Raw genomic sequence first — 14,511 nt, 5'->3', positions numbered from 1 at the left:
CACCTTCCGATCATGGCAGAACGATGTTCGGGTGATCCTAACCGGGAAGGCCCGCGAAACTCACCCCGCATACGGGCGCGGCGTCAGTGCGAGCCCGCGCGTGTGACCGTGAACGGCGCCAGCTCGCCCAGGCCCCGCACCGACAGCCGGTCGACCGCGCGCAGCCGGAAGGCCCGATCGCCCTCCAGCTCCTCGGCCAGCTCGGGATCGGCCAGCACCGTGCCGGGCAGCGACAGCGCCGTGAGCCGGCTGGCCAGGTTGACCGTCGTGCCGAACACGTCGCCCATGCGCCAGATCACCGGCCCGGAGGCCAGCCCCACCCGCAGCTCGGGCATGTCCCGGCCGCGTTTGTGCGTCTCCACCAGCCGCAGCCCGATCTCCGCCGCCACGTGCGACTGGTCGGCCACGAACAGCACCGAGTCACCCAGCGTCTTGATCACCCGGCCGCCGGTGGACATCACGATGTCGGCCGAGCGGCCCTCGAAGGCGTCGATCAGCCGGGCCAGCTCGACGGCCGTGATCTGCCTGCTCAGCCGGGTGAACGCGACCAGGTCGGCGAACCCGACCGACAGGCGTACGGCGCTCATGTCCTGGTCGGCGATGCGCCCGGCGGCCACGGCGAGCTGGCGCTGCCAGGCGTAGACCAGCAGCCGCGCCAGGTCGGGCACCACCCGCTCGGCCCGCCGGCGCCAGGCCCTGGGCCGCTCCGCGAGCGGCACGCCCGCCTGGTCGAGCGCCTCCACGCCCAGCTCGGCCTGCGACTCGGCGAGCTGGGTGGTGGCCCGGCCGAGCGAGCGGGCCAGCAGCAGCACGTGCTCCTCGTCGTAGACGCCCGAGGTGACCATGCCGAGCAGCGTCTTGAGCGCCTCGACGTCGGAGTCGGTGAACTCGACCGCGTCGTCGGCCACGTTGGCGAATCCCAGAGCACGCCAGAACCGCCGCGCGCGATAGACCGGCACCCCCGCCATCTGGGCGACCTGGTGGCTGGTGTAGCGGCGCGGCGCGCGCAGGAAGGTCTCCAGCACCCCGTCCCCATCCACGGGCGCCAAGATAACACTCTGTGGGCCAGGTCACTCCAGCAGCGCCCGCAGTGCGGAACGCTCGTCGGCCGGAACGTAGCCGGCGTAGTAGTCGTACATCGCCTTTCGCGACAGGCGGGCCGCCAGCCGGCCGTCCCCTGCGCGCACGGCGGCGATCACCTCCTCGTGGTGGCTGATGCTCTGCCGCATCAGCGCCGCCCGGTCGGGAGCGGTGGCGATCTTCTCCGAGATCAGGCCGAGCACGATCGAGCGGACCACGTCGGTGCAGATCTGGATCAGCTTGTTGCCGCTCGCCCTGGCCACGGCGTCGTGGAAGGCCACGTCGGCCGCCCCGAACGTGTCATGGCCGGCCTCCACCGCCTCCCGCATGCGGGCCACGGCCGCGTCCATCTCGGCGAGCTGCTCCTCGCTGCGCTGCCGGGTGGCCAGCAGGATGGCCGAGGAGTCCAGCACCATCCTGAACTGCAGCAGCTCGGCCAGCGACAGCTCCTCCACCCTGGCGAGGGTGGTCATCGACTTGTGTAACGCGGCGGGTGTGAAGGGCAGCACCTCCGCCCCGTTCGGGTCGCCGGGCCGCGAGCGGACCAGACCGCGCGCCTGCAGCACGCGCAGCGCCTCGCGGACGGTGGAGCGGCTGACGGAGAACTGCACCATCAGCTCGCGCTCGCTGGGCAGCCGCTGGCCCGGGGTCAGGGAGCCGCTCTCGATGGCCTCCTCGACCTGCTCGACGACCCGCTCGTACGCGCGCACGGCACGCACCGGCTCGAAGCGCGGACCACCCATGCAATCCCCCTTGACCTGAGCCGCCGCCGACTGGCAATGTGCGTAGCCTACTGGTCCGACCAGTGCACTAGCCAGGAGGCTGTAAAAGATGAGGCGAATCGGCACCTGGATCGCCGCCGGCGGTCTCCTGCTGGCCCTGGCCGCCTGCGGCGGCGGTGCCGGCGGTGGCGGCGGAACAGGCACCCCCCAAGCCCAGTCGTTGTCCGTCGGGTTCGTGGCCGAGCCCGCCAACCTCGACTTCACCTCGACCGAGGGCGCGGCCATTCCCCAGGCGTTACTCGTCAACGTCTACGAAGGCATGGTCAAGCTCGACCAGGACGGCAAGATCGTGCCGCTGCTCGCGGAGAAGTGGGACGTCTCGGCCGACCGCAAAACCTACACCTTCACCCTGCGCAAGGACGTGAAGTTCAGCAGCGGCGCGCCGTTCACGGCCGACGACGTGGTCTTCTCGCTCGACCGGGTGAAGACGGACTGGAAGCTCAAGATCAAGTCGCAGCTCGACGTGGTCGACAAGGTGGAGAAGACCGACGACCACACCGCCGTCGTCACCCTCAAGCGGCCGAGCAACGGCTTCCTCTACTCGATGGCGACCAGGCTCGGCGCGATGTTCAGCCGCACCGGGGTGGCCGACCTGGCCAACAAGCCCGTCGGCACCGGCCCTTACGTGCTGGGCTCCTGGCGGCGCGGCGACTCCATCCAGCTTCAGCCCAACCCCTCCTACTGGGGGACGAAGCCGAAGGTGCCGACCGTCACCCTGAAATACTTCAAGGACGCCACGGCGATGAGCAACGCGCTGCTGACCGGCGGCATCGACGTCATCTCCGCGGTGCAGGCGCCCGAGTCGCTGCAGCAGTTCGCCGACCCCAACCGCTTCCAGACGATCGAGGGCACCACCAACGGCGAGGTCGTGCTGTCGATGAACAACGGCCGCCCGCCGTTCAACGACAAGAAGGTCCGCCAGGCCGTCAGGCACGCCATCGACCACAAGGCGCTGCTGGAGACCGCCTGGGCCGGGCGCGGCCAGCCGATCGGCTCGATGGTGCCGCCCACCGACCCCTGGTACGAGGACCGCACCGGCGACTACCCCTACGACCCGGCCAAGGCCAAGGAACTGCTCGGCGGCAAGACGTACGACGTCAAGATGCGCATCCCCAACCTGCCGTACGCGGTCGCCAGCGCGCAGGTCGTCAAGTCGCAGCTCGCGCAGGTGGGCATCAATGCCGAGATCGAGCCCCTGGAGTTCCCGGCCCGCTGGCTGGACCAGGTGTTCACGAAGGGCGACTACGACCTGTCCATTATCAACCACGTCGAACCCCGCGACATGGGGATTTTTGCTGACAAGTCGTACTACTTCCATTACGACAACCCCGAGTTCGGCAAGCTGCTCGCCGCCGCCGACGAGGGCACCGAGCAGGAGCAGACCGACGACCTCAAGCAGGCCGCCAAGCTGCTGTCCGAGGACGCCGCGGCCGACTGGCTGTTCCTGTTCCCCAACCTGATCGTGGCGAAGAAGGGCGTCACCGGGCTGCCGAAGAACGCCATCGCGGAGTCCTTCGACTTCACCGCGCTCGCCAAGCAGTGACCCCCACATGACGCTCTACCTGCTGAAACGGCTGGCGGTGCTGGTCGCCAGCACCGCCGTGGCCGCGGTCGTGGTGTTCGCGTTCATGGGGCTGCTGCCCGGCGACCCCGCCGAGATCGCCCTGGGCGTCAACGCCACGCCCGAGGCGGTCGCAGAGCTGCGCCGGCAGTTCGGCACCGACCGGGCGCCCGTCGTGCAGTTCCTCGACTGGTTCGGCGGGCTGCTCCACGGCGACTTCGGCACCTCCTACGTCACCAGCTCGCCGATCGGCCCGCAGATCAGCGACCGGCTCGCCGTGACGACCGTGCTGGTGGTCGGCGGCATGATCGTGGCGCTGCTGGTCGCGGTGCCGCTGGGCACGTTCGCCGCCGTGCACCACCGCAATCCGCTCGGCGCGCTCATCAGCGCGGCCAGCCAGATCGGCATCGCCGTCCCGGCGTTCCTGGCGGGCATCCTGCTGGTGTTCGTGTTCGCGGTGCAGGCCCAGGCCCTGCCGTCCGGCGGCTACGTGCCGATCGCGGAGAACCCGGCGGAGTGGCTGCGCGGCCTGCTGCTCCCGTGGCTGTCGCTCGGGCTCGTCCAGGGCGCCGTACTCACCCGCTACGTGCGCAGCGCCGTGCTCGACGTGATGCGCGAGGACTACCTGCGCACCGCCCGGGCCAAGGGCCGGGGTAGCACCGGCGCGCTGTGGCGGCACGGGCTGCGCAACGCCTCCATCCCGGTCGTCACCGTGCTCGGGCTGCAACTGGCCACGCTGCTCATCGGCGCGGTCGTGGTCGAGCGGGTCTTCGTCATCCCGGGGCTGGGCGACCTGCTGCTCAACGGCGTGGCAGGGCGCGACCTGCTGCTCGTCCAGGGGGTGGTGATGGTATTGGTGGCGGCCGTGCTGCTGATCAACTTCGTGGTGGACGTGGCCTACCACCTGCTCGACCCGAGGCTGCGATGAAGGGCCGGGTGAACGTCGCGCTGCTGGTCGGCGCCGTGCTCGTGGCGCTGGTGGGGCTGGCCGCGGTGGTGTCGTTCTTCTGGACGCCGCACGACCCGACACTCGTGGACGCGGCGCGCAAGCTGCGCGAGCCGGGCGGCGGCTACCTGCTCGGGGCCGACAAATTCGGCCGCGACACCTTCAGCCAGCTCATGGTCGGCGCCCGGACCACGCTCTACGTGGGCATCGTGGCCGTCGGCATCGCCGCCGTGCTGGGCGTGCCGCTCGGCATGGTCGCCGGGATGACCCCGCGCGGCTGGCTGTCGGAACTGATCATGCGGGTCAACGACCTGGTGTTCGCCTTCCCGGCGCTGCTGCTGGCCGTCATGCTCGGCGCGGTCTACGGGGCGGGCACGCTCACCGCGATGATCGCGATCGGGGTGGCCACCGTGCCCGCGTTCGCCCGGGTGACCCGCGCGGCCACGCTCCAGGTCATGGTGACCGACTACATCCTCGCCGCCCGGGCCGCAGGGCGGCGGCGCCCGGCCATCGCGGTGCGGCACGTGCTGCCGAACATCTCCTCGATGCTGATCGTCCAGGCGTCGGTGTCGTTCGCCATCGCCATCCTGGCCGAGGCGGCGCTGTCGTTCCTCGGCTTCGGCACCCGGCCGCCCACCCCGTCGTGGGGGCGGATGCTGCAGGAGTCGCAGGAGCTGCTCTTCTCCACCCCGCGCCTGGCGCTCTGGCCCGGCCTGGCCATCGCGCTGGCCGTGCTCGGCTTCAACCTGCTGGGCGACGGCCTGCGGGACTACCTGGACCCCAGGCTCAGGCGGATCAGGGAGCAGGCCGAGCCCCCCGCGAACGGAGCGACCCGTTGAGCATGCTGAGTGTTGACGGCCTGACCGTGCGGGCGGACTCCGCCGAGCTCGTGCACCAGGTGTCGTTCGCCATCGCGCCCGGCGAGCGGGTCGGGCTGATCGGCGAGTCCGGGTCAGGCAAGTCGCTCACCGCGCTGTCGCTCATGGGGCTGCTCCCCGAAGGCGTCACCGCCTCCGGCACCGCCCGCCTGGGCGAGCGCGACCTGGTCGGCGTGCCCGAGAGCCGGATCAAGGACCTGCGCGGCCGGGAGCTGTCCATGGTCTTCCAGGAGCCCATGACCGCGCTGAACCCGCTCATGCGGATCGGCGCCCAGGTGGCCGAGGTCATGACCCTGCACGGCCGCTCCAGCCCCGAGGCCCGCGCCCGGGCGCTCGACCTGCTCGGCCGCGTCCGGCTGCCCGACCCGGAACAGATCTTCCGCGCCTACCCGCACCAGCTGTCCGGCGGCCAGCGCCAGCGCGTCATGCTCGCCATCGCGCTGGCCAACGAGCCCCGGCTGCTCATCTGCGACGAGCCCACCACCGCGCTCGACGTCACCGTGCAGAAGCAGATGCTGGAGCTGATCGCGGAGGTCGCGCCCGCGCTGCTGTTCATCACCCACGACCTCGCCGTCGTGGCCTCCGTCTGCGAGCGGGTCCTGGTCATGTACGGCGGCCGCGTCGTGGAGAGCGGCCCCATCCGCGAGGTGTTCACCCGCCCCCGCCACCGCTACACGGAGGGCCTGCTGGCCGCCTCCAAGCTCACCCCGCGCGGCACCCGCCTGCCCACCATCCAGGGCAACGTCCCGCCGGCCGGCCACTTCCCCGACGGCTGCGTGTTCAGGAACCGCTGCCCGCAGGCCACCACCGCGTGCGAGCAGGTCCCGGCGCTGACAGGAGACGGACATGCCCACGCATGCTGGCACCCCGCTGATTGAGGCCCGCGACCTCACCCGCGTCTACCGCCGCCCCCGCACCTCGCTCACCAAACCGGGAGCCGAGGTGCACGCGCTGCGGGACGTGTCGCTGACCGTGCACCGCGGCGAGCGTTACGGCATCGTCGGCGAGTCCGGCTCGGGCAAGTCCACGCTGCTGCGCCTGCTGTGCGGGCTCGACCAGCCCACCGGAGGCTCCATCCGCTTCGACGGGCAGGAGATCGCCGGCCTGCCGGAGCGGCGGCTGCGCTTCCTGCGCGAGAACCTGCAGATCGTCTTCCAGGACCCGATGAGCTCGCTCGACCCCCGCATGCGGGTGCGCGACCTCGTCGCCGAGCCGCTCACCGCCCTCGGCCTGCCCGTCGGCGACCGGGTGGCCGGGCTGCTGGACGCGGTCGGGCTGCCCGCCACGGCCGCCGACCGGTACCCGCACCAGTTCTCCGGCGGGCAGCGGCAGCGCATCGCCATCGCCCGCGCGCTCGCGCCCCGGCCGAAGGTGCTGGTCGCCGACGAACCGGTCAGCGCCCTGGACGTCTCGGTCCGCGGGCAGATCCTCAACCTGCTGGCCGACCTGGCCGACGAGCTGGGGCTGACGCTGGTGTTCGTCTCGCACGACCTGTCCGTGGTGCGGCACGTGTGCGAGACGGTCGCGGTCATGAGCCGGGGCGAGATCGTGGAGACCGGGCCGGTGGACGACGTCTGGGCCGCGCCCGCCCACGCCTACACGCGTACGTTGCTGCAGGCCGTACCAACTCTGGAGGGATTGCTTTGATCGAGGTCGATGCCGAGGGCGTGGTGGCCTTCACGCAGGCGCTGGTGCGGATCCCCAGCACCAACGACCCGGCGCGGGGCCGCGACGAGCGGCCCGCCGCCGAGCTGGTCGAGGCGAAGATGCGCGAGTGGGGATGGCGGCCGGTGGTGTCCGAGGCCGCGCCCGGCAGGCCGAACGTGGTGGCGGTGGTCGAGGGCGGCGGCGGGGACGGGCCGACGCTGATGTTCGAGGGCCACACGGACGTCGTCACCGAGGGTGATCTGTCCACCTGGACCGTGGACCCGTTCGGCGGCGAGATCCGCGACGGGCGGCTGTGGGGCCGGGGCAGCGCCGACATGAAGTCGGGCCTGGCCGCCACCCTCTACGCCACCCGCGCGCTGCAGCTGGCTGGACCGTTCCCGGGCCGGATCAAGGTGTGCGCGCTGGCCGACGAGGAGGGCCTCATGCTCGGCGCGCACCACTTCGTCGCCGAGGGGCTGACCGCCGACGTGGACGGCGCGATCGTGGCCGAGCCGGAGGCCGGGGAGATCTGCGCCGTGGCCAAGGGAGCGCTGCGGCTGCGGGTGGACCTCACCGGAAAGATGGCGCACGGGGCCATGCCGCAGCACGGCCGCAACCCCATCCCCGCCGTGGGCGCGCTGCTGGCGGGCCTCGGGGCGCTGCAGGACGAGCTGCAGGCGCGGCACCCGGCGCACGAGCACCTCGGCGAGGTGTACGTCACCCCCACCGTGCTGCGGGCCGGTTCGGAGGAGCAGGTCAACGTGATCCCCGCCGTGGCCTCGGTGTTCGTGGACGTGCGGACGATCCCCGGGGTCGAGCACAAGGTCGTCGCCGACCGGGTGGCCGCCCTCGCCGGATACGACGGGATCGCCGCCGAGGTGTCGATCCTGGTGGACCGGCCGCCGGTGGATGTGCCCGTCTCCGACCCGGTGGTGGCCGCGCTGGCCGCCGCCCACCGGTCGGTGACGGGGGAGGAGCCGGTGTACGGCGGGGTGCCGGGCTCGACGGACGGGACCGTGCTGACGCACTGGGGCGGCATCCCCTCGGTCGTGTACGGGCCCGGCGGGAAGTGGATCGCGCACCAGGCGGACGAGTTCGTCGAGGTGGCCGAGATCGTCCGGTGCACCCGCGTGTTCGCCGAGGCCGCGCGGCGCTTCCTGAACGGGGACTACTGATGCGTCCCGGGCCGACGAACTCTCTGGTGGACGTGGCCGGGCTGCGGGTCGGGCACGCCCAGCGGGTCGGCGGCGGCCACCGGACCGGCACCACGGTCGTGCTGGCCCCCGACGGCGGCGCCGTGGCGGGGGTCGACGTGCGCGGGGCCGCCCCGGGGACCCGGGAGACCGAGCTGCTCGACCCGCGCAACCTGGTGCAGCGGGTGCACGCCGTGGTGCTGACCGGCGGCAGCGCGTACGGGCTGGCCGCCGCCTGCGGGGTGGTGGACCGGCTCGCGGACGCGGGCGTCGGCTACCCCGTGGCGGGCGGCGTGGTCCCGATCGTCCCCGCGGCCGTCATCTTCGACCTGGGCCGGGGCGGAACGTTCCGCGCCACCCCGGACGCCGCCCTGGGCAGCGCGGCCTACGACGCCGCCGCGCACCCGCACCCCGGCACGACGCCCCCGGAGGCCAACGGCTCCGTCGGAGCGGGCACCGCCGCGACGGCGGGCGGCTTGGCCGGCGGCGTGGGCACGGCCAGCGCCGTCCTGGACTGCGGCGCCACCGTCGCCGCCCTGGCCGTGGTCAACCCCGCCGGCTCGGTGCTCGACCCGGTCGACGGCACCCTCGCCGGCGCCAGATACGGGCTGCCCGGCGAGTTCGACCACCTCCGGCCGCCCGCCCCGCACGAGGTCGTGGCCTGGAACCCCGAGAACCGGCCGTCCTTCAACACCACCATCGGCGTGGTGGCCACCGACCTGGACCTCGGCAAGGCGCAGTGCGGCAAGCTCGCAGGGGTGGCCCACGACGGCCTGGCCAGGGCCATCCGGCCGGCGCACACCATGACCGACGGCGACACCATCTTCGCCCTGGCCACCTGTGCCCGCCCGGTCCCCGGCCACGACGCCCTCCAGGACACGCTGGCGGCGGCGGCCGACGTGTTCAGCAGGGCCGTCGCGCACGCCGTACTGGCCGCCACCGGTCGCGAGGACGCGCCCGCGTACCTCGACGTGTTCCCGAGCGCCACAGGAGGGCGATCATGACCTTCACCGCCGAATGGCCGTCCGGGCTGCCCATCGGGAACGGCTGGGTGGAGACCGCCGGCACCACCGACGTGCTCTTCCCCTACGACGGATCCCTGGTCGCCAAGGCCCCGCTGGGCACGCCCGAACTCGCCGCGGCGGCCCTCGACGCGGCGCTGGCGGCGGCTCCCGCCATGGCCGCGCTGCCCTCGCACGCCCGCCGCGCGGCCCTCCTGCGGGCCCACGACACCCTGCGGGACCGGCAGGAGGACTTCGAGCGGCTGCTGGTGCTGGAGACCGGCAAGCCGCTGGTGGACTGCAAGGTCGAGGTGGCCAGGACGCTCGTCACGCTGGCCACGGCCGCCGAGGAGGTCGCCAGGCTGCACGGGGAGACCGTGCCGCTGGACCTGCTGCCGTCCGGCGAGGGGCTGGTCGGGTTCTGGACGCGCCGGCCGATCGGCGTCGTCGTCGGGATCACCGGCTTCAACTACCCGCTGCTGCTGGCCGCCCACAAGATCGCCCCATCGGTGGCCGCCGGCTGCCCCGTGATCGTCAAGCCCGCCCCGGCGACCCCGCTGGCCACCCTCTGGCTGGTGCACCTGCTGCGCGACTCGCTGCCGCCGGGGGGCGTGCAGCTCGTCACCGGGGACGTCGAGGTCGGCCGCAGGCTGGTCGAGGACCGCAGGATCGGCGCGGTCTCCTTCACCGGCTCGGCCGCCGCCGGCCACGCCATCGCGCGCAACGCCGCCCCCACCAAGGTCCTGCTGGAACTCGGCTCGAACGCCGCGCTCGTGGTGGCGGCCGACGCCGACCTGGAGGCCGCCGCCGACGCGGTCGTGCGGGGCGGCTACTACGCCTCCGGCCAGGCGTGCATCTCGGTGCAGCGGGTGCTGGTCGAGGAGCCCGTACGCGAGGCGTTCCTGTCCCTGGTGGCCGAGCGGGTCAAGGACGTCGAGGTCGGCGACCCCCGGCTGCCCGGCACCCGGGTGGCCCCGCTCATCGACGGGCCCGCCACCGACCGCGTCCTGGAGTGGATCGCCGCCTCCGGGGCCGAACCGCTCACGGGCGGGCACCGCGACGGCCGGGCCATCGCGCCCACCGTGCTCGCCGACGTGCCGGACGGCGCGGCGGCGTGGGACGAGGAGATCTTCGGGCCGGTCGTGTGCGTGCGTTCGGTGCCCGACCTCGACGCCGCCTTCGCCGCCGTCAACCAGTCGCGCTACGGCCTGCACGTGGCGGTCTTCACCCGGTCGCTGGCCACGGCGTTCGCGGCGATCGAGCGCATCGACGCCGGGGGAGTGGTGGTCAACGAGGTGCCGGGGTTCCGGGCGGACAACATGCCCTACGGCGGCGTCAAGGACTCGGGCGTCGGCCGCGAGGGGCCGCGCTTCGCCATCGAGGAGCTGACGGTCACGAGGATGGCCATCATCCGGCCGTAACAGTTCGACGCGTTGTCTTTACCTTCGCCCGACTGTCGCGTTTGATGGCGGCCATGGCGAAGATCACGCGCAGGACGGTGTTCAAGGCCGGGGCGGCAAGCGCCTTCCTCACCCTGCCGGAGCCCGCCGCCGCCATGACCGCGGGCACCGGTCCGGGCTCCGCCCTTGCCGCGGCCCTCGATCCCGGCCTGGAGCAGCGGGCGATGGCGCTGGAGCCGCCGGTGTTCCTGCTGGAGAGCGCGGTCCCGCCGCACTTCTCCGGCACCGGGCTGTCGATCGGCGACCAGGTGGCGGTGTGCGGGACCAGGTCACTGCGCTGGGACCACGGCCCGGGCGACGTGATCACCGTCAGGGCGCCGCTGAAGTGGGCGCCCGACCCCTACCGCTACGGCGACGACCAGGCGTGGCAGGGGATGGTGGACGCGTTCTGCGTGTGGGTGCACAACGGGACGCCGGTGGACGACGTGCTCAGGTTCGAGTTCGGCAGGGGTGAGCGCACCGACGTCTGGTTCGAGTTCCGGCTGGGCTTCAGCGGGTGGCGTACGGCGTGGGTGCGGTACGCGTACGACATGCGCGGCAAGCCCCACCCCGCCATGGACACCCTGCGGGTCATCGCCCCGCGCCGCGCCGGCGCCCTGCACCTCGACCAGCTCATGCTGAACGTGCCCCTGCGCCCCGACGCCCCCAACAGCGACCACCAGCTCCCCGACATCGCCCCTGAGGGCGACGAGTACGACAACCAGCACTGGCAGGCCCTCAACCGCTTCGACCGGCTGCTGGCCACCGTCAAGCCGGACCCGTCACCCCCGACCGCGGCGGAGCTGGACGCGCTGCGCACCCTGCACACCCGCTACCACGACGAATACCTCATCGCCCCGGTCAAGGCGGACGTCCCCGCCCTCACCGCGCAGGTGAACGCCCTGGTCGGCCGGCCCACCCACGCCTACCAGTCGCAGATCTACCCGGTGGAGATCGCGGCCGAGCTGAAGGCGTTCGTGAACCCGGTGACGCTGCGCGCCTGCACGGACCTGATGCAGGCCATCGCCCGCGCCCACCAGGCGAGCGCGCAGGACCGGCCCGCGCTGGCCGGGCTCTACCTGCGGATGGTCGCCCACCTGCGCGAGCAGGGCTGGACCAGGGGCAGCGGCCAGGGCACGATCCACCACCTCGGCTACGACGCCCGCGGCTTCCACGACTCCGTCTACCTCATGCGCGACGCGCTGCGCGCGGCCGGGGAGTTCGAGCGGGTCCGGGCGGATCTGGAGTGGCTCACCGGGCTCGGCCGGATCTTCCGCGGCTTCGGGTTCCGGATGGCGCGCGGCAGCATGATGGACATCCACAACACCACGTTCCGCGGCATGCTGGCGGCCGTGCTGCTGCGCGACGGCGAGGCCGAGCAGGTCGCCTACCTGCGGGTGCTGCGCGACTGGCTGAACGACACCCTGATGCCCACCGACGGCATCCAGGACGGGATCAAGGTGGACGGCACGGCCTTCCACCACGTCGGCTTCTTCCCCGACTACGTGCGCGACGGCCTGGCCGGGCTCGCCCCGCTCGTCTACGTCATGCGCGGCGGCGCCTTCGCCGTCTCCGGCGAGGCGTTCGGCTGGCTCAAGAAGGCACTGCTCATGCAGCGCGTCTACGCCAACAAGGCGCAGTGGCCGATCTCCATCAGCGGCCGCAACCCCAGCGGCGCCACCGCCCTGTCGATCGTCCCCTTCCAGTGGCTCGCGCCCATGGACGACGACATCGCCGCCGCCTTCCTGCGGCTGCTGCCCGCCTCGCCCACGCCGGAGCAGCGCGACCTCGCCGCCCGGCTGGCCGCCCGCGGCATCAGGGCCGAGGCCGCGCCGAGCGGGACGTGGGCGCTCAACTACGCGGCGCTCGCCGTGCACCGGCGCGAGGAGTGGCAGGTCACCGTACGCGGCCACAACCGCTACCTGTGGAGCACCGAGATCTACGTCGGAGCCAACTGGTACGGCCGCTACAACACCTACGGCCAGATCCAGGTCCTGCACCGCGGCGACCCGGTCACCAACCTCGACAGCGGCTACGCCCAGCCCGGCTGGGACTGGAACCGGCGGCCCGGCACCACGGTCATCCACAAGCCGCTCGACCGGCTCAAGGGCGACCTCACCGGGGCCATCGAGGAGATGCTGCTGACCGACTCCCGCTTCGCCGGGGCGCACAGCATCGACGGGCGCAACGGCATGTTCGCCATGGACCTGCACGGCCACCCCAAGTACGACGGCACGCACCGGGCCCGCAAGTCGGTGTTCCTGTTCGACGACCGGATCGTGGCCGTCGGCACCGGCATCACGAACGACGACCGAGCCGACGAGACCGAGACCACCCTGTTCCAGACCCGGCTGGCCGCCCGGGACGCGGCCACGGTGGTGGACGGGTCCGCGGTGACGGCCTTCCCTTACGAGGCGCTCGACGGCGCGCCGCGCTGGCTGCTGGACGACAAGGGCATCGGCTACTACCTGGCAGCCGGGCAGCGGGTCGCCCTCACCCGCTCGGCCCAGTCCTCCCGGCACAACGCCACCGAGGAGCCCACCGCCGGGGACTTCGCCACCGCCTGGATCAGGCACGGGCGGGCGCCGCGCGACGGGACCTACCAGTACGCGATGGTGGTGAACACGACCGCCGAGCGGATGGCCGGCTTCGCCGCCGCGATGGCGGATCCGGCGCGGGCGCCGTACCGGGTGCTGCGGGCCGACCGGGCGGCGCACGTCGTCAGCGACCGGGAGACCGGCCTGACCGGGTACGCGGTGTTCGAGCGCACCCGCCTGGACGGGGTGGTGCGCGAGGTGGACACGCCCTCGATGCTGCTCGTCCGGGAGGAGGGCGACGGGCTGGTGCTGGCGGTCTGCGATCCGGACCTGCGGCTCTACAGCGGGATCGACCTCGACCAGTACGAGCGGGGGCGCTACGTCGGGCACTACAGCCCGTGGTCGCGGCCCTGGCTGGCCGAGCCGAGCCACCCGCACCTGCTGCGGGTGACCCTGGAGGGGCGCTGGCGGGCGGAGGAGGGCCAGCCGTGCCGCGCCAGGGTCACGGGGTCGCGCACGGTCGTCGAGTTCGAGACGGTGCACGGCCGGCCGCTGCAGGCCCGCCTGCGCCGCCGCTGACGGTCGGGCGGCGGGCCGCCTGACCCGGCCGGGCAAGGGCCTCCGCCCCTGTCACTGCTGCGGGGGTCAGTTGGGCGGGTCGAAGCGGCCGTCCACGGCGGTCCAGCCGCCGTCCACGTACAGGACGGAGCCGGTCACGAAGCTGGCCGCGTCGCCGGCCAGGTAGACCACCGCGCCGGCCAGCTCTTCCGCCGACGCCCACCGGCCCAGGGCGCTCTTGGCGGCGTACGCGGCGTACCAGTCGGGGTTGTCCTTGATCTGCCGGGTCAGCGGCGTCTCGACGACGCCCGGCGCGATGGCGTTGACCCGCACCCCGCTCGGCCCGAACTCGGCCGCCGCCGTCCGCAGCAGCTGCACCAGCCCCGCCTTGGTGGCGGAGTAGACGCCCTGCCCCGGCTCGGTGACGGACGCCCGGATCGACGCGAACCCGATGATCGAGCCGCGCCCCCGCTCGACCATGCCCGCCCCGAACGCGCGCACCACGTCGAACGAGGCCCGTAGGTTGAGGTTCACCACCCGCTCGAACTCCTCGCCGGAGTAGTCGAGCAGCCGCTTGCGCACGTTCGTGGCCGCCGTGAACACCAGCACGTCGGCCGGCTCCGCGGCGGCCAGGCCGCGCACCGCGGCGTCGTCCAGCACGTCGACCAGGCGGGCGGACCCGCCGCACCCGGCGGCCGTCCGCTCCGCCGCGTCCAGGTCGAGGTCCGCGCACACCACGCCGGCCCCGTGGGCGGCCAGCGCCAGCGCCGCCTCCCGGCCGATCCCGCTCCCAGCCCCGATCACCACGGCCCGTCGCCCATCGAGGCGGAACAACGCGTCATATCCCATGAGAGGCAACCCTAGCGACTGGTCTGACCAGTGCACCAGG

The 14,511-nt window shown here is 72.9% G+C and carries 12 protein-coding genes; 9 read left to right on the top strand and 3 right to left on the bottom strand.

The genetic code is table 11. The annotated features are described in order from the left end of the window. Positions 1 to 83: 83 nt before the first annotated feature. Positions 84 to 1,040 (bottom strand): adenylate/guanylate cyclase domain-containing protein, encoded by a 957-nt coding sequence (locus BLS95_RS14135; RefSeq protein ID WP_143043695.1) that lies wholly within the window; start codon positions 1,038 to 1,040, stop codon positions 84 to 86. A 30-nt stretch (positions 1,041 to 1,070) separates the two neighbouring features. Then, the gene (locus BLS95_RS14130) at positions 1,071 to 1,823 is read right to left on the bottom strand and encodes a FadR/GntR family transcriptional regulator (protein WP_090931387.1); all 753 of its coding nucleotides are present in this window, start codon (positions 1,821 to 1,823) and stop codon (positions 1,071 to 1,073) included. 88 nt (positions 1,824 to 1,911) lie between these two features. On the opposite strand from BLS95_RS14130, the gene BLS95_RS14125 reads away from it, so the two are divergent. From BLS95_RS14125 to BLS95_RS14085, 9 genes are read left to right on the top strand one after another with little or no spacing between them, the layout of a single operon-like run. Next, positions 1,912 to 3,405, top strand: coding sequence for an ABC transporter substrate-binding protein (locus BLS95_RS14125; RefSeq protein WP_090931386.1), 1,494 nt, complete (start codon positions 1,912 to 1,914; stop codon positions 3,403 to 3,405). A 7-nt stretch (positions 3,406 to 3,412) separates the two neighbouring features. Further along, the gene (locus tag BLS95_RS14120) at positions 3,413 to 4,351 is read left to right on the top strand and encodes an ABC transporter permease (protein WP_090931385.1); all 939 of its coding nucleotides are present in this window, start codon (positions 3,413 to 3,415) and stop codon (positions 4,349 to 4,351) included. Positions 4,352 to 4,359: 8 nt separating this feature from the next. Continuing rightward, complete coding sequence (locus tag BLS95_RS14115; protein ID WP_245765045.1) at positions 4,360 to 5,208, top strand: ABC transporter permease; 849 nt, start codon at positions 4,360 to 4,362, stop codon at positions 5,206 to 5,208. Positions 5,209 to 5,210: 2 nt separating this feature from the next. After that, on the top strand, positions 5,211 to 6,125 hold the full coding sequence (locus BLS95_RS14110; protein ID WP_090931383.1) for an ABC transporter ATP-binding protein: 915 nt from the start codon (positions 5,211 to 5,213) through the stop codon (positions 6,123 to 6,125). Further along, positions 6,094 to 6,894, top strand: coding sequence for an ATP-binding cassette domain-containing protein (locus tag BLS95_RS14105; RefSeq protein WP_090931382.1), 801 nt, complete (start codon positions 6,094 to 6,096; stop codon positions 6,892 to 6,894). Before BLS95_RS14110 ends, BLS95_RS14105 begins: the two co-directional genes overlap by 32 nt. Further along, positions 6,891 to 8,069: a M20 family metallopeptidase gene (locus tag BLS95_RS14100; RefSeq protein WP_245765044.1), complete on the top strand. Its 1,179-nt coding sequence runs from the start codon at positions 6,891 to 6,893 to the stop codon at positions 8,067 to 8,069. Before BLS95_RS14105 ends, BLS95_RS14100 begins: the two co-directional genes overlap by 4 nt. Further along, positions 8,069 to 9,091, top strand: coding sequence for a P1 family peptidase (locus tag BLS95_RS14095; RefSeq protein ID WP_090931381.1), 1,023 nt, complete (start codon positions 8,069 to 8,071; stop codon positions 9,089 to 9,091). Before BLS95_RS14100 ends, BLS95_RS14095 begins: the two co-directional genes overlap by 1 nt. Continuing rightward, complete coding sequence (locus tag BLS95_RS14090) at positions 9,088 to 10,509, top strand: aldehyde dehydrogenase family protein (RefSeq protein WP_090931380.1); 1,422 nt, start codon at positions 9,088 to 9,090, stop codon at positions 10,507 to 10,509. The genes BLS95_RS14095 and BLS95_RS14090 overlap by 4 nt, the downstream gene beginning before the upstream one ends. A 53-nt stretch (positions 10,510 to 10,562) precedes the next feature. Continuing rightward, a complete protein-coding gene (locus tag BLS95_RS14085; protein WP_176993175.1) occupies positions 10,563 to 13,643 on the top strand; it encodes a chondroitinase family polysaccharide lyase in 3,081 nt (1,026 codons plus the stop codon). A 66-nt stretch (positions 13,644 to 13,709) separates the two neighbouring features. Here the strand turns inward: BLS95_RS14085 and BLS95_RS14080 are convergent, their stop codons facing one another. Continuing rightward, positions 13,710 to 14,471, bottom strand: a complete 762-nt coding sequence (locus BLS95_RS14080; protein WP_090931469.1) for an SDR family NAD(P)-dependent oxidoreductase — start codon at positions 14,469 to 14,471, stop codon at positions 13,710 to 13,712. Between the last annotated feature and the right edge of the window lie 40 nt (positions 14,472 to 14,511).

This window comes from Nonomuraea jiangxiensis, from assembly GCF_900099965.1.
Classification (GTDB): domain Bacteria; phylum Actinomycetota; class Actinomycetes; order Streptosporangiales; family Streptosporangiaceae; genus Nonomuraea; species Nonomuraea jiangxiensis.
Note: the sequence above shows the minus strand (reverse complement) of the source record. Positions and strands in the feature narration are given on the sequence as shown.